Raw genomic sequence first — 19986 nt, 5'->3', positions numbered from 1 at the left:
CCTAGGAATAATCTTGCACTCTATTAATCGCCCTCTTACGCTCACATCGCACACCCACAGTAACATAGAAAGGCTCTATGCTGATTATTTGACCCTAGACTCAGATTACCAAGCTTTAGTGCAAGTACTGGCGGTAATATTCAAGTCCACCTCTACAATTAAAATAAAACAAATATTAAAAAAGCTCACTGAGCAAGGGGTAATAGAGCCCGGTCGACCGATGTCAGCTTTGAGCTCTGAGCTCGCGGTCACACTAGAACAAAACCACTTGGCGTATTGTGACCAACTGAATATCCAGATCAACCCATTGGTCGCAAACCTTGTTACACAGCATGCGCAAAAGCTCGGACGTTTATTGCCTATTTTAAAATGTGCTGAAGAGTATATTCCAGTTCTTAACGCCTATGAATGGGAAAGAGATCCCGAAGACGAAAACCGTCTTACACGGGATTTTTTGTGGTTAGGGCAGTTTCCAAAAGCGAAAGCAAGAATGGGATTTAACAAAAACCCGCAGATACTCGATTTGCAAAACAACGATGCTTTGGTTCAATTTGCTTTTTTCCCATTTCAGTTAGACACCTTTGTAGAGCTGCCTGATGATATGCAATATCAGGCTTTTGCAACATTAACGGCAACCCAAGTACAACTCGGTGCAGATCTCAGCGTCGTTACTAACCTTCTGTATCTTGCAAGCAATGAAAAGCCTAAAAACCAAAACCTTAGACTCTTGCTCGCTGAACACCTATTATTACAAGGCCAGCTGGAGCACGCCAAAGACAGTGTAAAACCAAGCGATATATCCAGTTATGCGCTGCAACTAAAAGCAACAGCGTTGTTGTTTGATGCACAGTTAGCGGCAGCAAATACTCAGTTCAATGCGGCACTTCAAGCACAACAAAAGTACTCCAAAAAGAAACACCCATACTTAAATGGGCTATTTGGGTGGCTACATATGATTTCCCTGCTTGCGACCGCGAATGTTCAAAATGACCATTGTGACCAAGTAATGCAGCTCGCGAGTAATCAACTATCTGACAAAAAAGGGACTAAGACCAATTACCATATCGGCCAAATTTTTGAGTGCCTTGCCGAATCATTGTCCAATAGTGCCCCGTTTATTCCCCAGCTGAAAGAGCACGAGAAAGACTTGCAAAATAGGCCTTTTGACTACTACAGCAGCCAACTGCTCACCGTACTCTCACTGCACTGGTGTAAGCACACACTTACTGATGAGCAATTATCTATATTAGAGCGATGTACGACCTTCTATCGAGCATCAAAGCTGTATTTGTTAGAAAACATCGCTTTACAGCTGCTCGCACATGCGCGGTCATTTCAACTTGAGCAAAGCTTAAAGGTCGACTTTTCCAGACTGATCCAGCAGCAGTCTGAGTGGGACTTGGCATTAGACAAGTTACTTGCCTTGGCTCCGACAAAGCCGGTTGATAGCAATGAGCACGAACAATCCAGCACTCATCAACTCATCTGGATTTTAGAAGAACACCAAGGGCGTGCCCTATTTAGTGCGAAAGTGCAAAAACGCATGCCCTCAGGATGGAGCAAAGGGAAGACAATAACCCTTGAAGAGCTTCATACAGACCACGCGAAGTTGGGCTATCTAACCAATACTGATTTAGCAATCATAGACGCGATAGAGCCTCATAGGCATTGGGAAGGCACAGATTACAAATTAGAAGGTGTACAAGCACTTAATGCAGCGATGCAAGCCCCCAATGTGTATCACGCTTACGATATGCAAGAGCCACTTGAAGTGATTGAGCTTCCCGCACAATTAGCCATATCTGAACGCGGTGCGCAACTGTATTTGACACTTCTAGATTTACCTGATGATTTTAAAAGCCGTCAGGCTGTATATAGCTTTAGGTTTGAATCAAGTAGTAAGTGTGTATTTACACACTTTAATAAGTCACACCTAAAAATTGCCAATATCATCTCAGAAAATGGACTGCTCATCCCTGCAAGTGCAAAAGCAAAGTTAATGGCCAGCATTCAAGCAATTGCACCATTAATGAACATTCAGTCAGAGGTAAGTGATATTGAAATTGGTTTAGAAAGTGTAGAGGCACAGGCGCAACTTGTGATCAATGTTAGCCCCTACCAGCAAGGCTTGTCTTTTCACTGCTTGAGCATGCCATTTGGAGATAAGGGTCCTGCTTTTCATCCAGCAGTGGGTAATGCCAGCATCAGCGCAGAAATTGACGGTAAACGAATTGCCACTAAACGAGACTTAGCGGCAGAGCAAGAGCTACTCGACAAACTGGATGAGCAGTGCCCCGCCTTTTTGGCAATGGCCGATAATCAATTGAGTATCGCTGATTTACAAGACGCGTTGAATGCTTTAGAGCAACTGGAGCAAGCTATCAAAGCTGAGCCACCATTGGCCTTTAAACTACGCTGGCCCAAAGGTCAGAAAATACAATTAACGCAATCTTTGCAAGCGCACCACTTACAGCTTGCTATCGCTAAGAAAAACCAATGGTTCGATATTAATGGCGAACTGAAGATAAACGATAAACAAGTTATCGAGTTAAAAGAGCTGCTAAAGCTTGTTGAGCAGAGTCATGGTCGCTTTATTGAGCTGGACTCACAGCAGGTTGTTGCCCTGTCCCAATCACTACATGATAAGCTCATCAAGTTAAACCAAGGTACTGAGCAAGGCAAGTTTCATCCTTTGGCGAGCCCACTTGTAAAGGAGGCCGCAACCGGGATGAGAATGAAAACATTACATGCTTGGGAGCAGCAATCTCAGTTAATGCAAGAAGCAAATACATTGCAAATCGACTTGCCGCAAGACCTCCAAGCCACATTACGAGAATACCAACAAGCTGGCTATGATTGGGCGATGCGCTTGGCACATTGGGGAGCTGGAGCATGTCTTGCTGATGATATGGGGTTGGGCAAAACCTTACAATCTTTGGCTGTGTTATTAGCAAAAGCAACTAGAGGCCCGAGTTTGATTATTGCCCCAACCTCCGTTTGCTTTAACTGGCAGCAAGAGGCCACTAAGTTTGCCCCCACCTTACGGCTGCACACCTTAGCGCACTTTAAAGCGGGTGAACCCAGAGAAGCCTTACTAAACGAACTGGGTGCGAATGATGTGTTGGTCGTAAGTTATGGCTTATTAGTTCAAGACCTCAAAATCTTAAAACCCATTGACTGGCAAACTATCATTGCTGACGAAGCACAGGCAATTAAAAACCCATTGTCCAAGCGGGCACAGGCTGCGTGTGCTTTGAAAGGAAGATTTAAAATGATCACCACAGGTACGCCTATTGAAAACAATTTGACAGAGCTGTGGTCTTTGTTTCGCTTTGTAAACCCTGGATTGCTTGGTAATTTAAAACGATTTACAGAACGCTTTATTCAACCTATTGAAAATAGAGAAGAGAAACCAATAGCAGCTCGGTATGCGCAGCAAAATCTTAAAACACTTTTACAACCATTCATTCTACGAAGAATGAAACATCAGGTTTTGACAGAGCTTCCTCCACGTACAGAAATTAATATCAATATTGAACTGAGTGATGAAGAACAAACTCTGTATGAAGCGTTGCGACAAAATGCGATAGCCAATATTGCAACAGCCAATGAACAAGAAAACGCAGGTTCCCAGCATCTTACGATGCTGGCTGAACTCACCAAGCTCAGACAAGCATGTTGCAACCCAAACCTAGTTGCCCCAGAGCTGTCGCTTACGAGTACAAAACTTGCAAAACTCAACGAGTTATTGATTGAACTTCGTAATAATGGTCATAAAGCGCTGATATTTAGTCAGTTTGTTGGCCATTTACAATTGCTTAAACAACATTTAGACAAGATTGGGTTCTCTTACCAATATCTCGATGGCTCAACCCCAGCCAAACAAAGACAACACAGTGTTAATGCCTTTGCAAAAGGTGAAGGCGAAGTCTTTTTGATTAGCCTTAAAGCTGGTGGCTCAGGCCTAAACTTGACTGCCGCTGACTATGTTATACATATGGATCCATGGTGGAACCCAGCAGTCGAGGCGCAGGCCTCAGACCGCGCGCACCGTATTGGGCAATCTCGACCCGTGACCATTTATCGCATGATTGCTTCAAACACCATCGAAGAAAAAATTCTCGCCATGCACAACCAAAAGCGAGACCTTGCACAACAAGTGTTGTCTGGCAGTGATACAACCCAAAAGCTGTCTGTGAAAGAGGTATTAGAATTACTGAAAGACACACTCTAAATCAGCATACTGCGTCACATTGCAATAAGTAAAGTTAACTAGAGTAGTTATAAAACATCGAACTGGCCATCATTTAAGATGATGGCCATTAAAGTATGAATTAAGGGTAAGTTACTGTTAACGGTGCTTGTTTAAATGCGCCTGTTTGCGCTTCTGTTAACCCAGTTATCGCAACCATCCCCTGTTGCATCTGCTTAGCGTACTCCGCTTTGCTATAGCCTTGGGCAGCAGCATCATACACACTCCCCAAGATATTAACTTCAAATGCAAAGTTCATCATCAGGTAAGTTTCGTAATCTCGGACGTAACTGTCATGATCTAAAAATTCGCCGTGCTGCATTGGTATATCCCACGCAATTTTGGTTAATACCTTTGAAGTCACAGGATCACTCATATAGCTCAATGTAAAAAATTGCGACAAAAATGCTTTTGCATTACCTCGAAGCGCGCCGAGTTCAAAAGCTTTTCCATAACGATTCCACAACCCAAATTCGGTAGGCGATAACTCCGCGCCTTGCGCAATATCTTCTTTAAATAATAAACGCGTGATATAACCGTCAACAATAAAATGGCCTTTAAATGGAATAGCAACACCAAGGTCGTTTTTATTGGTATGGTATCTGGGATGATCTTCAATTGTATAATCACAGCTGTCCCAATTGCTATTCAAACAGTACACAATATGTCTGTCGTAAATATTCTTGGCCATATTTCTTGGGTGTTCGATTTCCAAGTTATAAGGTAAACCAACTGATATATCTTTTTTTAGCAACCTTAGCAGCGCTGGTTGATGATATTTGAGCTTAGAATAAGAGCGCTTTTCTTCACCGTTTATTTGATGAAAACCAAACAATATTATTTCCACCTCATTGCCCTGTTCAATGAGGCCTAAGGCTTTTTCGACTGGAATATGAACTGCCCAAGAGGACCTTTTGCTCTCACCTAAACCGAAGTGACGACCACATAAAAATGCCTGATTATCTGTTGAAACGCTTGTATAACCCCAATCCAGATCCTGAGATGCAAATCGCGCACTTAAATTCCTCACACCACCTACATCAACAATATCAAACCCCAAAAAACGTACGCCATCTTCAATAATTTGCGCAGCCCCTAATTCTTCAAACACACCTGCAGTGCCTACTTCTGTAGAGGGGTCGCCATTCACATACCTTGAGCACGCATTGTCTATAACTGCCAGATTGGCATGCCCTAATTTAGAGAAAAATAGAACAGAAAATATTAAAATACCCGGTATAAATTTCATTGTCAGATCCTTGTAAATAACACAATTAAAATTTCCATGAGTGAATTCTAACTCCGTACACTCATGTATAGATTACCGAACACAACAACTAAAACAAACCTTTTTACTACATTTAATTAACCAATAATTAAAATAAAAACTAAGAAAATCGTATTTAGTGTAGTAACTTGCTTACTACTACCGGCGTGCAACAGTAAGAAAACCTCAGTCATGAGCAATATAAAAAATTAAAGAAGGTGAGTATTTTTCAATTAATCGGTCATGTTACATCGACAGAATATGGTTCACTCCAAATAACGAACAGCCAAATATCACAAAAAGTATCACCTCATCGAAAAACAGAGCTGCAATGAGCATTACGCTTACCGAGTTAGGGCTTTGAGCTTCTGGGCTAGCCTAGCTTGAAAAATGACAAGATTGAAAAAAATGTAATTTGCACGGGCCAATTACAACTCAGGTGTTGAATTTTGATTCACTTATTGAAACAATAAAGAACAAAATAACAATTATTCCTATTCTCATGAGCCTTCTCGCTATTATCCCTATATGGGTTGCATCACTGCTGTTGTATCTGGCCAGCCCAAAGCAATACTTGATCAACAAGCCAGCACCTAAGTGGTTAAGTTACCTCTTAGCGCTGTGTTTATATGGTTTTGCAAATGCTTTATTCGCACAGAGTTATCCTATGGTATCCGCATTACTTGCTAGTTTTGTTGTACTGATGATGGGGCTTGTTGGTGTCACCATATTGGCTGGTAAATCAAAGCGCTTGTTTATGACAACTTCCATTTTATTACTCACAATATGCTCAACCGTTGGAGGCATCATTCATGTGGCCTAAAACAATACTGGGATTTATATTTGGCTTGTTGATCTCAGTCTCTATTGCACTGAATACGAATCTCATTTTACCCTTTGCTGAGGATACTCGATTACTCATCGGCCTTATCTTGGGGTTTCCTATTTGGGCCAGCATTATGGTGTGGGTTTATGCCTTTGAAACAACGCTTAAAGCTTCCAAGTACATGCTTTTAGTACTCTTGCCCTCAGCTCTACTCAACGTTTTTTTGATGGTGTAACACTATGAAAAGCCAAACACTTAAGTCACTTACAAATGCACACGCATGGATAGGCCTGATTATTTCTTTTGTCTTATTTATTGTGTTTATAGCGGGTTCTATTAGCTTATTCAGAGAAAATATAGAAACGTGGGAAAAAGTATCACTGATAGGTGAGCATTCACCCCATGCAAGTCAAGTATCATACGATACCGTAGTTGCAAAGTTAGATGAAAAGTATGAAGTAGATACTCATCACATCTTTTATCTCTACCAGCCCACAGAAAGAAATCCATTCTTGCAGGTGTATTTTGCTGCTGAACTCGATGAACCTCACCCCCAGACAGGTGAAGACCATCAAGATATGTATCTGTTACTCGATCCTATCAGCGGCGACATTATTGCCGATGCCAATAACTTTCAATTTGCCAACTTTGTTTATCATTTGCATTATGACTTGGGTGCAGGGCGAATTGGCTTATATTTCGTAGGCATCATAACCTTGTTCTTTTTTGTGGCGCTGATCAGTGGCGTGGTCATTCACTGGCGTAAATTGTTTAAAAACTTTTATCAATACCGTCTCGGTGCAAACAAGGACAAATGGCTCGATGCACATAACTTAATTGGCACCATGGGCTTACCTTTTCACATTATGTATGCATTTACTGGCTTGGTTTTTAATCTTGTCATTATTTATCAAATCTCGTATGCAGTAATACTGTATCAAGGCGATCAAGGCAAGGTTCTACAGGCAGCAGGGTTCAATGAACCTCACATAGAAGAAGTGGACATTCGTATGCCCATGCAAGGTATTGATGAACTCTATTCAAGGGCTATGAGTGAGTTAGGCAATGTTACGCTTCGTCGCATGATGATAGAGCACTTTGGTGACGAGAGCGCTGTGCTGGTATTTATGGCTAAAAGTAATGATGAATTTTCAAATGATGTAGAAGTACGATACGCCTTAAAAGACCACCAGCAAGTTTATATTACGCAAGATAATTACGACAATAATTTACGTGGGGGCTTGGCCACAATTGCAAGTTTGCACTTTGGTGATTTTGCAGGTTACGGCATGCGAATTGCTTTCTTTATTCTTGGCTTAGCCACAGCTTATATCATCATTACAGGCAACTTAATGTGGATAAGCAAACGTGCAAAGCAGAAAAAGCAAAGTAAACGCAGCCTCGCGTTTGTAACCCGGTTAACATCTGGTGCCTTCATTGGTTGTATGTTGGCCATCGCGCTCGGTGCAATTGCGTCAAAGCTCATACCACTCGAAGCGATAGGACGCATGACGACTATACACAGCATCGTGTATGTCAGTTTCTTCGTATGTACTTTAATATCGCTATTTATCAAGCAGCAAGATGTCTTTTGTAATTACTTACTCAAATTTTCAGGTTTAGCCTATGCATTTGCTGCATTATTGAATATGCCCAACTATCTGCATTACGCTGATATACTATCTAGTCACGTGCTTTTAGACCTCGTAATTGTTGATATTATGTTCTTTACTATTGCGTCTCTGTGCTGGTACAGCGCGAAAAAATTTGAAAAGCGTGCGGAACAATTGCAACAAGAATTACATGCTATGGGCTCAGAGTCAGCGTTAAACTCATAACTGCTATACAGTTATAGATAAATAGGGAGCCATAAGGCTCCTTATTTATCTATTTATCTATTTATCTATTTATCTATTTATCTATTTATAGTGTATTGCCCTCTTTGTCGATAGCATCAAACTGATGTCCATCTGGCCCACCATCTCTTGCTGGGATCAAGGCATTAATTTCATCACTACCAGCCATTGCTTTAGGGTCAGTCAAAGCTCGTAAAAAAGCCGCCAAATAGTTTACTTGTTGTTGTGTAAAGCCCCGGATAATCGCATCATCCCCTCTATCTGAAGCAGCTCGATTTTGTGCATTAAGTGCTAAAACATAGTCACCTGCTTCGCCAACAACAGTGTCGCATTGGGCTGCACTCAAATGCTGAAATTGTGGCAATTCACAAGTTTCATGTTCGCCATAAAAGCGCTCCAGAGAACCGGTAACATCGGAGTAGTGCTCAATAACACGCTCTAAAGTCGCAAATACCCCTTTGTCGCCATACGGCGCAGTAATACCGACATTTAATAAGCTCGGCATTCTAAATTGATTTTTAAAGTTACCATCTGCCACACCATGCGCGCCTATTTGCGGATACAAGGGCCCTCTTGTTCTCTCCGGCGTAAACATCACACCGTCATGACAATTGGCACAACCTGCGCCAGTGTAAAAGAACACAGCACCGCGCTTTTCATCTGTGGTCAACTTATCTTGTCGACCCTCGATATAGTTGAAAAATGGATTGTCAATGAACAAAAACGAAGCCTGATAAGCAGACATAGCTCTGGCAATACGCATGAAACTTATTTGGTCATCACCAAAGGCCGCGTTAAAGTGGGGCTGCCATTGTTCACTCAACCTTTGTGCAATAAACTCACGATATACCTGAGGTGAGTCAAAGCCGCTTGGGTCACCCATTTCCGCAGGTGCGGTGATAGGAAAGTGCGCCTGTGCCATGAGCAAGCGAAGTGGATCAGTATTGTCCACTTCAGCATTCATTAACCTAGTGACTTCAATCTCAGGTGTTTGAATATCAGCGGTAGAAACACGACCCACCTCACTATCACGATTTGCCTCTCGCAAACGAACTCGCTGGTCCCAAAACATGCTATCGACCCACAACGCAGAATTACAAATTTGTGGCGAGTTTCTTCCCACTCTCGGCACCACAGCACCGTCACTACGCCCCAAGCCCATCAAATCCGCATTTTCTGCATTTACCCCAATAGACAGTGATAATCCATCACTGCCACACCCTTGTGCCGGGTGATGGCAAGATGCACACGATGTATCATAATTTTGACTCAAGGCTTTGCTAAAATACAGCCGTTTGCCTAGCTCAATCAAGTTAGCATCTTCTTGGCGACGGTAGCGGGCGACATAGGCTTGCATATCTTCCAGCCCTTGTTGCAGAGTGTAATGATCAATCAGCTTATCCATACAGCTATCAAGTGCTTCATCTGAGATCTCATTCAGATCGTTTGTACCGCAATGATCTGCTAGTCGCGCAATCCCCACTCGAATGACGGAACCATTGCGCATGCCATCGTTCTCATCAGAGCTTAAAGTTTTAATGGTATCTGAATTTGAGGGCAAACTTGAAACTCTATTTTTACCTCTTGTAAACGCCATAACGTAGTAAGTGTGCTCAGCACCTGGTACTGCATTGGTATCCACAAAAAACGTCTCTTTTGTCCGGCCTATTCGTTTGCCATCACGAAATACCCGATATCCTTTAATATCGTCAATACTAACTGGAGCCTGCCAACTTAAACCGACCTCTGTCGCTGAATGAACTTTCGCAATCAGCTGCTTAGGTGATACCGATTCTATTGTCGAGACCGCAGACACATAAGTCGGCACGGCAAATAAAGCAGCCAACATCAATCGCCTTATTAAGGGCCGATAGTAACTTCCAAACATCGTATTTCCTCCGTAACGATTTATCCCACTTCCCAAAAGTGGTGTATTGGCCCACCAGTCTCGGGCGCCTGTCACCCAATTAGATTTAAACGACAACCCTAAATAGGTACATAATGTAATTAAAATCAAATAATTAGACTGGCAGACACAATAAATCGAAGCATGAAACTGAAATAAGGAAAAAATATGGAGAAACCTCAAAAAACCAATACAAAACAACCAGAAAAAATACCATTAATAAATATAAAAGCATGAAAATAAGGGCAAGTTAATACTGCTATTCCACTAGTTAAAGGTTGTGTGGCGAACGTTTGAAATAATGACTTAGACTAGAAAGTTCGGCCCAAATTATGAAATAATGAACCTATATTGGAAACTACCATGCACCTCTGAATAAATGGATTTGATTTATCATAAGGATTCAACACTCGCGCTGGCATCATTGCTGTTTATCATTACGCTTATTCCAGCCAAAATCACTGTACGATTTATTGATGCAGACTATGGAAGTATGGCTCGCTGTACTATCGTCGTATTAATCGCCACCATCACTATGTTGTTTTCTCTTCAAGCAATCGAATCACTTGTTAGCATGGTCTTTGTTTTTATTTGGATGATGTTTGTGTTTAATCGGACGCTGGGCTTGTCGAAATCTTGGAGTGGGATTATCACTGTGTGGGTGGGGTTGATACAACTTGCAGCCCTACATGGGCTGCAGCAATTTGGCTTCCACTGGTAAAATGGAAAATTAGCCCAGGCCTATCAACCCGGGCGTATGATGTTCTTATTCATTCGGTGTGAATAGATAGCTAATGGAAGTGTAAGATTGGTATTCTGGTAAAGAAAACCTAAAGACACCCTCTTTACTCGCTAAAAACGACCGATAATCATTCAACCCCTGAGGTGCATGAGGGTGCGCCCATAGTAATATTGAGAACTCTTTAAGGGCTGAAAAATCGGCACCTTCGAAGTCCAATGCGTCACCAAACTGAAAATCTGGCAGCGTTCCTGCAACATTACCTTGCACTTCCCACCCCACTGACAGCCCGTTTGTAGTAGTAAAATCAAAATTCAACCTCAACATGTGTAGCCTTTTATCTACATGGCTAAAGTCATAGCTAAAATTAAAGTTGTTATTGACATTGCCTGCAAAAAAGACGGAACCGAAATCATGATTGACATTGACCGGTAGCTCCACATCAACGGTACCATCATCTGCAATCACTGTCCGAGATACTATATATGAACTCGTATTAAAATCACTGCTCCCAGTGTACAAGTCTTCATGTCGGGATATTCGATAATTAAAGGTCGATTCTAAACTTGGGAATACAAATGGCATGTAATCTTCTGGTACGAAAAAGCCCATGTCATAGGCGCCATTGGTGCCTTCTGGCTCCAAAGACATAATTCTCGCAGAGCCATCGCTGATATATGATTTTGTGGAAACCTTTATTCCCTCATGGGTAAAAGCTTCACTTTTTAAACTATCAAAGCTCACGTTTTTGACTGGTATTCTTGCAGCAACGGCTTCATCACCTGACGGGGATACGAGCGCAAAATGATGAGTGCCATTACTTTCACACTTAGGCACGCCTATCGTGTGACTGCTGTTACTCAATGCGTGTTCAAGAACCCTATTCTCATCAACCAACTGGTAACCGGGGTACACAGCCGCCAGTTCACTTAGATCTACATCAACGGTGTCACAGGAGTAATCACTTTCAATTGGACATGTAGGGTGTGAACCTGGCCTTGCAAAGTATATTGTGCCTAGGTTGACACCTTCATCTATTTCCATAAAAGTAAATACTTTGTTGGTATCTGCTCCTGCACCTGCGCCAATAGCGGACACGTGCTTTGCAGCTTCTGGGACTGTACCCGTATACTTGCCCTCGGCGTCAGTTTTCGCTGTTGCAACGACCTCTCCATTGGCGTTGTGAAAAACGATATCAATATTTGGCTGCACTTCGTCTTTTTCACAACCTCTGTATGCAGTCTTTAGTTGAATCGTTTTTTCTGCCACTTTCTCTACGGTGGGCGTTAACGGGTTATTTTCCGACTTTTTATCTGACGAAGAACCACCGCAGCCACCCAGAGATAAAATTATCGCAGCGCTAAGCAGAGAGCGAGTTAGAGTTATTTTTTTCATTTTAATTTCCTATCGAAACGAGCACGCGATTTTATCATGTTAACTTTTATAATTGATGCTCAAGAATGAGTATATTCATGAATTATAAGCAGTTATTGTAAACGAATGTAATAATGTCCCTCTTGAGTAGATTAGGCCTCGTTAATTTAGCGACGAATTACTCCACCAATTTTTCTTTACAAGTCGCTTAAAGTTTTTAGTTTACTGTCTAAATTTTTTCATCAATCGCTATTTAAGAAGTTGTCCGTTGTCCGCCCACATTGACTGTCCGCGTACTGTCCGGTGTCCGTCCTACTGCGCTTACCAAAGCGACCAAAAACCACAAATAAACATACAAATCAAATAGTTAAAAGTTGGCACAACAGTTGATATAGAAAAGTAATAATAAATATGCTCAAGGAATCAGATGCCATGATCCGAAACACATCTCGTCAAGATAAGGTAATTGCTCACAGATCCACCTCTAAAAAGTGGCTAATCGCGGGTATTACGAGCGTCGGCATGTTAAGTGCCGTCGCCCTATCACTAGACAGCTTTTCACAGTTGCTTTCAGCTGAACAAGTGATTTCAAGCCAACAATTAAAAACCGCTAAGGTCGTGCGTGGTGACATACTGCAAGATATTCGCGTTGAGGGCCGTACCCTTGCGGCGGTTAGCCCTTCACTTTACGCCATCGCACCCGGCACCGTGACCTTGCATGTAAAAGCTGGCGATGCAATTAGTGCAGGGCAAACACTCGCGAGCCTAGACAGTCCAGAATTACGCAATCAACTACTGCAAGAAGAGGCTACATTGCAGCGCTTAGAAATGGATGTGAAGCGTCAACAAATTACAATAAAGCAGCAGCAACTCGACAACACACAAGCAATGGAACTTGCAAAAGTTGAGCTGGAAGCCGCACAAAGTGAAATGGCTCGTGCTCAAGCTAGTATCGAAAAACAAATCATTTCAAAGCTTGAGTTGGAACAAACCATGGTTGAACTTAAACGTGCTGAGTTAAAAGAGCGACACGCAATAGATAGCTTAAAGCTATCTCAGGAACAACTGAGTTTTGAGCTGCAAAGTACCCAACTTGATTTAGACCGCCAGCGCCACTTGGTTTCTGATCTGCAACGTAAAGTAGACGCGCTCAAACTCACTTCACCACTCAATGGTATTGTTGGCAATATAAATGTTCAGCAAAAGCAACATGTGCAGCGCGATGCGGAGTTAATGTCATTGGTCGACCTCCGAGAATTGGAAGTCGAAGCGTATATTCCCGAAAACCTTGCTGACGACCTCGGAATAGGATTAGCAGCAAAAATCCAAATTAATAATCAATATTTCCCAGCGACCCTGATGGCCATTTCTCCAGAAGTAGAAAATGGACGAGTGTCTGGCCGTATTCGTTTTGAGCAGCAGCCAGAAAACCTCAGACAAAACCAGAGAGTAAATGCCCAAATAATTATTTCACAAAAGCAAGATGTGCTGAAAGTAGAGCGTGGTGCCTTTGTAGAAACGGGATCTGCCAGAACAGCTTACCGTGTAGCAAACGGAAACGCATATCGAACCTCAATACAATTGGGGGTGAAAAGTATTAAAGAAGTTGAAGTCAAAGATGGCTTACAGGTAGGCGATACCATAGTAATATCTAGCCTATCGCCGTTTGGGCAAGCGCAACAAGTCATCTTAAGCGAATAAAATAAAAAGGAACAATCATGCTAAAAATGAACAACATCAGCAAAATATATCGTACTGACTTGGTAGAAACTCACGCGCTTAGTGGCGTTAACCTAACGATAGAAGAAGGGGAGTTTATCGCTGTGACAGGCCCTTCTGGATCTGGAAAAACGACCTTCTTAAATATTACGGGGTTATTGGAAACCTTTGAAGAAGGCCAGTACATACTGGATGGAGAAGATGTTAGCCAGTTGCAGGATAAGCACTTGTCTCGCCTTCGCAACGAGAAAATCGGATTCATATTCCAGGGATTTAACCTGATTTCTGATCTGAACTTGTATGACAATATTGAAGTACCACTCATATTTAGAGGGCTCAGCAAGCAGACTCGCAAGCAGCGTATCGAAGAAAGCTTGGAGTTGGTCGGCTTAGGCAGCCGAGCACAACATTACCCAGCCCAACTGAGCGGCGGACAACAGCAACGCGTTGCAATCGCACGGGCCCTTGCTGGAAAGCCACGGTTTTTACTTGCAGATGAACCAACCGGTAACTTAGACACGATGATGGCACGTCAAGTCATGGAGTTACTACAGGAAATCAATCGACAGGGCACCACGTTAATTATGGTGACCCATGACAATGAGCTAGCACAGCGTGCCCATCGAAATATTCAAATATTAGATGGTCAACTCAGCGATATTGCAAAAAGCCAGTTAACAGATTTAGCGGTTTAAGGGGGTGTTATGAACGACCTAATACACCTTGCTTGGCAGGGGTTTAAGCAAAAATCAAAACTGACGACTTTAATGGTCGCAAACCTTGTGATAGGTATCACTTTACTGCTGACTATGAGTACAATCATTTCACAAAGTGGCCACTCTGCACTGTCACATAAACTAGAGCAATTACATCATGTCAGTTTAAATTTCATGGATGCAGAATTTGATAGAAGGCATGCACTTAGAACGCCTCCCATGACTTATCGGGATGCACAAGCGCTGACACTTGCATATAAACAAGGGGACATTGACCTTGAAGGATTGAGTTTTAGCTATACCACGTCATTTGTATTAGATGTTGCAGACAAAAGCGCGCGTCCTTTGGATGCCACCAGCTCAGCTGTAGATCGCGCATTTTTCTCAATGATGCAAACCCCTTTTATATACGGTAATGTCTGGGATGAGAGCATGCATGATGCAGCGGTGATCGTGTTGGATAAAAAAGCCAATGATCACCTTTTTGCCGGTCAAAACTCAGTGGGAAATTTAGTTGTTATCAACAACCAGCAATTAGCAGTGGTTGGGGTAATTGACTTATCAAATCATACTTATCGCTTTCAGAATATTAGCTTTAGTAATAGAGAAAATGACCTCGCGTTTGTTCCCTTAGGATATGCGACAAATCACAATCTGCCGCGGGTTGGATATATGCCCTGTATGACCAAAGAAGAGTCGTCTCGCACTGGGTATCGTCAATACAATATGAGCGGGCTAAAAACAGCCGAATGTGGTTTCATTCATACTTGGGCAGAAGTGTCTCCAACGCAAAGTGAGGAACAGTTAGGTAACTTAACGCTATGGCTAAGAAACTATACACAGCAACAAAATGACCAAGGCCGTTTTACACATACAGAGCCTTATTATTTACAGTCATTAAAGCTACTTCACGACACGATTTATGATTTTATGGATTGGGAGCGAGTCTATCTTAATTTCGCTTACTTGTTATTCGCAATTACCCTCGTAAATACCGTTGGTATTTTATTGGCTAAAAATCAACATCGCGCAAAATTAGTTTCACTTTATCGTGCACTGGGTGCAAATAGAGCCTACATAATAAAAATTCAAGTACTCGAATTACTGATAAGCGCGACTCTCGCTATCCTTTTGGGTGTAGTTGGCGCACAACTTGGATTGTATGTCATGTACTTGCTGGCACTTTACCAAATGGACTATGTCGGAGTGGCCGAGCAAGTTCAAAAGCTCTACTCGATGGACCTATTTTTTGCACTTAAGGCAGCCGGCGCTATCTATTTAACCATTCTCGTAGCTGGTTTATTCCCCATCATTAAAGCCAGTCGTATCGCACCTGCATCACAATTAAGGGGGTAACACCATGGCTATTAAACATATTTTAAAATTGCTACTCAAGCACAAAAGTATTTCGCTTCTGATCACATTACAAATTGCCATCGCGGTTACCATCGTGGGGAACACCAGTTTTATTAGCTATCGTACACTGCAAAACTGGCTTATCCCCTCTCATATCGCTGAAGAACAGATTATCAATGTTTACACACGTGTATTTGATAAAGAGCTGGATCAAAGTGCTTTAATTGAAAGAGATCTTTACAACCTGCGCGCATTACCTGAGGTCGAATTTGCCAGTTATGCTGCGAATGAGCTAGTACTTGCTACCGTAAATGGTCGTAATTTTGCCCACAATACACTAGATAGAGACCAGCAAGGCGCACATCTCGCGCTATTTTCACAGTCTCAGCAAGGTGTCGAGGCACTAGGTTTAAACATCACGCAAGGGCGTAATTTTTATGACACGGAATACATTTTTTCTGACGGAGAGCAGGAAAGAAGAGCCAGTGTGGTCCTTATCAGTGATGCACTCGCTGCCACTTTATTTGAAAAGCAGAGTGCTCTAGGGCAAACAATTTACTTGCACAATGAACGACTGCCCTATCAGATAATCGGTACTTACACAGATATGATGCTGGGCGAAAGCGCAGTGTACAACGATAGCTGGTATCACTCCGCCGTGATACCAGAGGCACATTACGCTCAAAATAGCCAAGTTAATTATATTCTTAGAGTACAGAAAGGCAGTACAGAACAAACCCTAGAGCGCATTGAAAATCTTTTGTTCAACGAGCAAGGGCGGATTGTGAAGCAAGTTGAATATGCTGCTCGTGCTAAAAAGCGTCTGTGGGACGGTCGCAGTACGTTTGCTTTTATCATGATGGGTATCAGCGGGATCGCAATTTTAGTCACGGGAGTTGGTATAGTGGCACTGGTTTCTTTTTCGATTTCAGTGCGAACAAAAGAAATTGGCGTACTAAGAGCCTTGGGAGCCAGCCAATCCAGAGTGATGAGATCCCTACTCGTTGAAAATAGCCTACTGGCTTTTGCGGGTATCGCTATCGGTCTATTCGCCGCATTGTGGCTCAATCAATATTTTGTCACAAACCTTAGAATACAAGGACTAATAGTCCCTTGGTTAGCAGCTATTGTCGCCATAGCGGTTTGGTTACTGAGCGCCTTTGCAGTCTATATACCGGCTAGAAAAGCAGCTAGAATAGCCCCAGCTCAAGTAACGAAAACTAATTAATAAAAATAACAAACCAGCACTTTTGAGTGCTGGTATCTGAGTTTTAAAGTTATGCAACATAGAATACTTGTTATCGATGACAACCAAGATGTAATTAAAGCACTCAAACTGCTTTTTTTACTTAACGATATTGATTGTGATGGTGCAACCTCGCCAGCTCAAGGCTTGGCCATGCTCCAAAATTCAACTTATGACCTCGTCATTCAGGATATGAACTTTACCTCTGATACAACATCTGGGGTGGAAGGAAAAACGCTTTACAAAGATATCCGTCAACTTAACCCAGATTTACCTATTATCCTCCTGACCGCATGGGCAAACCTAGAGATGGCCGTAGAGCTTATCAAAGATGGGGCTGCTGACTACTTAGAAAAGCCGTGGCGAGAAGAGAAACTACTGGCGTCGGTTAACCAACTTTTAGAAATGTACCGCTTAGAAAAAGCGCAGTTTCAGCAACAACAACACGCCATTGCACGTGCAACCAAGTTGACTGATAAGTTTGATTTGGCAGGACTCGTTTGTGCTGATCCCGCCATGCTCAGTTTATTGGAAGTCGCTACCCAAGTCGCGCATTCAGATGCGCCGGTTTTAATTACTGGCCCCAACGGTGCTGGTAAAGAAAAGATTGCCGAGGTCATTGTCGCCAATAGCCCTTATCGTGACGCACCATTTATCAAAGTGAACGCAGGAGCATTGCCTGCGGATTTGATAGAAGCGGAGTTATTTGGCGTAGTCGGCGGTGCTTATACGGGCGCGACTAAGAGTCGTATTGGTCGATTTGAAGCGGCGAATGGCGGCACACTATTTTTAGACGAAATAGGCAACCTGCCTCTTTCTGGTCAGCAAAAGCTACTGCGGGTATTACAATCAGGGGAATTTGAGCCCGTTGGCAGTAGCCAAACTAAACGCGTTAAAGTGCGCGTGTTAAGTGCCACAAATGCAGATCTTGGTGCAGCAATTGCGCAAGGCCACTTTAGAGAGGACCTGTACTATCGCCTTAATATGATTGAGCTTAACCTTCCTCCTCTGGCGCAGCGACCCGAGGATATTGTGCCTTTGGCCCATCACTTTATCGACCATACTAAGCAGTTGAGTGCTGGTGCTCAGCATGCATTAAAACGCTATCACTGGCCAGGTAATGTCAGGGAATTACAGAATGTAATTGGTCGAGCCACACTGCTTGCGCAAGGTAAAGTCATTGAAGCGCAAGATCTGGGGCTACAGATCAAACAATCTAGCTCTGCCACTTCATCAGAGTTGTCAGCGCAAGATATTCGTACAGCCCTACAAGCCAACGATGGTAATGTAACCCATGCGGCCAAGAGCTTAGGGCTCAGCCGCCAAGCAATGTATAGGCGAATGGACAAGTTTGGGATCGCACGTTGATGAAACTTAAGGTGTACTCACTAGCTGGAAAAATGGCAACCTTTTGCATCGTGGCTATTTTTATTTTGGTCGCAACTCAGTCCGGATTACTCTTTTTGGGCGCACCATTTTACGTTGCTACGGCTGGTTCACTTTTGCTGGTAGTCCCGCTCGTATTTTTGTATTGCGAAGTCGTGTTTAGGCAACATAAACACGTCATAGACACGCTTACGAACGGGCTAAAAAGCATTAATGATGAAGACTTTTCAATCCGTATTGCCGAACACCGAAACTATGAGTTAAGAGATCTGCTGCGCATGTATAACACGTTAACGAGCAGTTTAAGACAACATCGGCAATCTTCCAATCAACGTGAAATTTTGTTAGACAGTATCGTTCAAGCATCACCTATGGGTATTATTTTACTGGACACCTTCCACCACATTGTCTATTCCAACAATGAAGCTGCACAACTATTAAAAAGCCCGAAGCTAGAAGGGATGGCGCTGCACCAAAGTATCAAAAAGTTACACCCTAATTTACAGGTTGCGATCACTGAGCAACAAACTGGCCTAATTAGCTTTGAACAACATGACCTAAAACAAAGTTACTATTTAAGTTTTAAGCAAGTCACGTTAAATCAAAAGCCTCACCAGCTATTAATCTTTAAAAACGTTTCCCATGAGCTCAGCCAGGAAGAGATTAATATGTGGAAAAATGCAATCCGCTTAATCAGTCACGAGTTAAATAATTCTCTTGCGCCTATTAGCTCGCTCACCACTTCTGCCAAAACGATGGTAGAACAAAACAAGCACCTTGAATTATTACCCGATATTTTGCAAACCATAGACCAACGGACTACCCACCTCAGCGAATTTATTGCGCAATATGCGCATTTTGCTAGGCTGCCCAAGCCCAATTTCGCATACCATGATTTAGCGCCGCTTTTTGACCAAGTAAACAAGCTGTACCCCTTTGAGATGCTGGCTTCATTGCCTGTTGCACGCGCATACTTTGACATAGCACAAATGGAGCAGGTGCTCATTAATATCCTAAAAAATGCCCATGAGTCGGGCAGCCCGCCTCAAGAGATCGCAGTTAAAGTAGTCAAAGATTACACTCGTCTAAGAGTTGCGGTCGTTGACAGAGGCACAGGGATCATCGACGGAAATCATCATCAGGCCCTACAACCTTTCTACTCTACTAAATCGGATGGCACTGGTTTGGGTTTGAGCCTATGCAACGAAATAATTTGCGCACACCAAGGCCTCATAAAGCTAAAGAATAGAGAACGAGGGGGGCTAATGGTTGAATTTGATATCCCTTTACAGGACACTAAATACAATTAAGGATTTGCATCTGACTTTAGGTGCCCAATAGGA

14 protein-coding genes are annotated in these 19986 nt (G+C 42.7%); 10 read left to right on the top strand and 4 right to left on the bottom strand.

Going from position 1 to position 19986, the window contains the following annotated elements; translation table 11 throughout:
* Positions 1-13 precede the first annotated feature (13 nt).
* The gene (locus N480_RS06860; protein ID WP_231102233.1) at positions 14-4234 is read left to right on the top strand and encodes a DEAD/DEAH box helicase; all 4221 of its coding nucleotides are present in this window, start codon (positions 14-16) and stop codon (positions 4232-4234) included.
* 100 nt (positions 4235-4334) lie between these two features.
* Here N480_RS06860 and N480_RS06855 read toward each other — a convergent pair whose 3' ends face one another.
* Both N480_RS06855 and N480_RS25590 read right to left on the bottom strand, forming a co-directional pair.
* Positions 4335-5501, bottom strand: coding sequence for a hypothetical protein (locus N480_RS06855; RefSeq protein ID WP_063371764.1), 1167 nt, complete (start codon positions 5499-5501; stop codon positions 4335-4337).
* A gap of 678 nt (positions 5502-6179) precedes the next feature.
* Positions 6180-6329: a hypothetical protein gene (locus N480_RS25590; RefSeq protein WP_196761459.1), complete on the bottom strand. Its 150-nt coding sequence runs from the start codon at positions 6327-6329 to the stop codon at positions 6180-6182.
* A 2-nt stretch (positions 6330-6331) separates the two neighbouring features.
* Here N480_RS25590 and N480_RS06845 point away from each other — a divergent pair, with 2 nt between their 5' ends.
* Together N480_RS06845 and N480_RS06840 are read left to right on the top strand one after the other, a co-directional pair.
* A complete protein-coding gene (locus N480_RS06845; RefSeq protein ID WP_063371762.1) occupies positions 6332-6580 on the top strand; it encodes a hypothetical protein in 249 nt (82 codons plus the stop codon).
* 4 nt (positions 6581-6584) lie between these two features.
* Positions 6585-8183 (top strand): PepSY-associated TM helix domain-containing protein, encoded by a 1599-nt coding sequence (locus tag N480_RS06840; RefSeq protein WP_063371761.1) that lies wholly within the window; start codon positions 6585-6587, stop codon positions 8181-8183.
* Positions 8184-8268: 85 nt separating this feature from the next.
* Here N480_RS06840 and N480_RS06835 read toward each other — a convergent pair whose 3' ends face one another.
* A complete protein-coding gene (locus tag N480_RS06835; RefSeq protein ID WP_081231778.1) occupies positions 8269-10089 on the bottom strand; it encodes a cytochrome-c peroxidase in 1821 nt (606 codons plus the stop codon).
* 397 nt (positions 10090-10486) lie between these two features.
* Here N480_RS06835 and N480_RS06830 point away from each other — a divergent pair, with 397 nt between their 5' ends.
* Complete coding sequence (locus N480_RS06830) at positions 10487-10828, top strand: hypothetical protein (protein WP_063371759.1); 342 nt, start codon at positions 10487-10489, stop codon at positions 10826-10828.
* A 45-nt stretch (positions 10829-10873) separates the two neighbouring features.
* Here N480_RS06830 and N480_RS06825 read toward each other — a convergent pair whose 3' ends face one another.
* Complete coding sequence (locus N480_RS06825; RefSeq protein ID WP_063371758.1) at positions 10874-12241, bottom strand: hypothetical protein; 1368 nt, start codon at positions 12239-12241, stop codon at positions 10874-10876.
* Between the two features lie 411 nt (positions 12242-12652).
* Between N480_RS06825 and N480_RS06820 the strand changes: the two genes are divergently transcribed.
* From N480_RS06820 to N480_RS06795, 6 genes are read left to right on the top strand one after another with little or no spacing between them, the layout of a single operon-like run.
* Positions 12653-13921, top strand: a complete 1269-nt coding sequence (locus tag N480_RS06820) for an efflux RND transporter periplasmic adaptor subunit (RefSeq protein WP_063371757.1) — start codon at positions 12653-12655, stop codon at positions 13919-13921.
* A 17-nt stretch (positions 13922-13938) separates the two neighbouring features.
* The gene (locus N480_RS06815) at positions 13939-14634 is read left to right on the top strand and encodes an ABC transporter ATP-binding protein (RefSeq protein ID WP_063371756.1); all 696 of its coding nucleotides are present in this window, start codon (positions 13939-13941) and stop codon (positions 14632-14634) included.
* A gap of 9 nt (positions 14635-14643) precedes the next feature.
* A complete protein-coding gene (locus N480_RS06810; RefSeq protein WP_063371755.1) occupies positions 14644-16011 on the top strand; it encodes an ABC transporter permease in 1368 nt (455 codons plus the stop codon).
* A gap of 4 nt (positions 16012-16015) precedes the next feature.
* Complete coding sequence (locus N480_RS06805; protein WP_063371754.1) at positions 16016-17239, top strand: ABC transporter permease; 1224 nt, start codon at positions 16016-16018, stop codon at positions 17237-17239.
* Between the two features lie 51 nt (positions 17240-17290).
* On the top strand, positions 17291-18625 hold the full coding sequence (locus N480_RS06800; protein ID WP_063371753.1) for a sigma-54-dependent transcriptional regulator: 1335 nt from the start codon (positions 17291-17293) through the stop codon (positions 18623-18625).
* Entirely contained in the window at positions 18625-19953 is a 1329-nt protein-coding gene (locus N480_RS06795; RefSeq protein WP_155732773.1) for a sensor histidine kinase, read from the top strand. Before N480_RS06800 ends, N480_RS06795 begins: the two co-directional genes overlap by 1 nt.
* Positions 19954-19986 lie beyond the last annotated feature (33 nt).

Origin of the sequence: Pseudoalteromonas luteoviolacea S2607 (assembly GCF_001625575.1) — a bacterium.
GTDB lineage: Bacteria > Pseudomonadota > Gammaproteobacteria > Enterobacterales > Alteromonadaceae > Pseudoalteromonas > Pseudoalteromonas luteoviolacea_E.
This window is presented reverse-complemented; position numbering and strand designations above follow the sequence as displayed.

Bases quoted from the DNA above. Each gene is read 5' to 3' on its own strand.
- N480_RS06820 (WP_063371757.1), top strand. From the start codon at position 12,653: ATGATCCGAAACACATCTCGTCAAGATAAGGTAATTGCTCACAGATCC.
- N480_RS25590 (WP_196761459.1), bottom strand. From the start codon at position 6,329: ATGATGCCTCCAACGGTTGAGCATATTGTGAGTAATAAAATGGAAGTT.
- N480_RS06840 (WP_063371761.1), top strand. From the start codon at position 6,585: ATGAAAAGCCAAACACTTAAGTCACTTACAAATGCACACGCATGGATA.
- N480_RS06835 (WP_081231778.1), bottom strand. From the start codon at position 10,089: ATGTTTGGAAGTTACTATCGGCCCTTAATAAGGCGATTGATGTTGGCT.
- N480_RS06845 (WP_063371762.1), top strand. From the start codon at position 6,332: ATGTGGCCTAAAACAATACTGGGATTTATATTTGGCTTGTTGATCTCA.
- N480_RS06830 (WP_063371759.1), top strand. From the start codon at position 10,487: ATGGATTTGATTTATCATAAGGATTCAACACTCGCGCTGGCATCATTG.
- N480_RS06825 (WP_063371758.1), bottom strand. From the start codon at position 12,241: ATGAAAAAAATAACTCTAACTCGCTCTCTGCTTAGCGCTGCGATAATT.
- N480_RS06815 (WP_063371756.1), top strand. From the start codon at position 13,939: ATGCTAAAAATGAACAACATCAGCAAAATATATCGTACTGACTTGGTA.
- N480_RS06805 (WP_063371754.1), top strand. From the start codon at position 16,016: ATGGCTATTAAACATATTTTAAAATTGCTACTCAAGCACAAAAGTATT.
- N480_RS06795 (WP_155732773.1), top strand. From the start codon at position 18,625: ATGAAACTTAAGGTGTACTCACTAGCTGGAAAAATGGCAACCTTTTGC.
- N480_RS06810 (WP_063371755.1), top strand. From the start codon at position 14,644: ATGAACGACCTAATACACCTTGCTTGGCAGGGGTTTAAGCAAAAATCA.
- N480_RS06855 (WP_063371764.1), bottom strand. From the start codon at position 5,501: ATGAAATTTATACCGGGTATTTTAATATTTTCTGTTCTATTTTTCTCT.
- N480_RS06800 (WP_063371753.1), top strand. From the start codon at position 17,291: ATGCAACATAGAATACTTGTTATCGATGACAACCAAGATGTAATTAAA.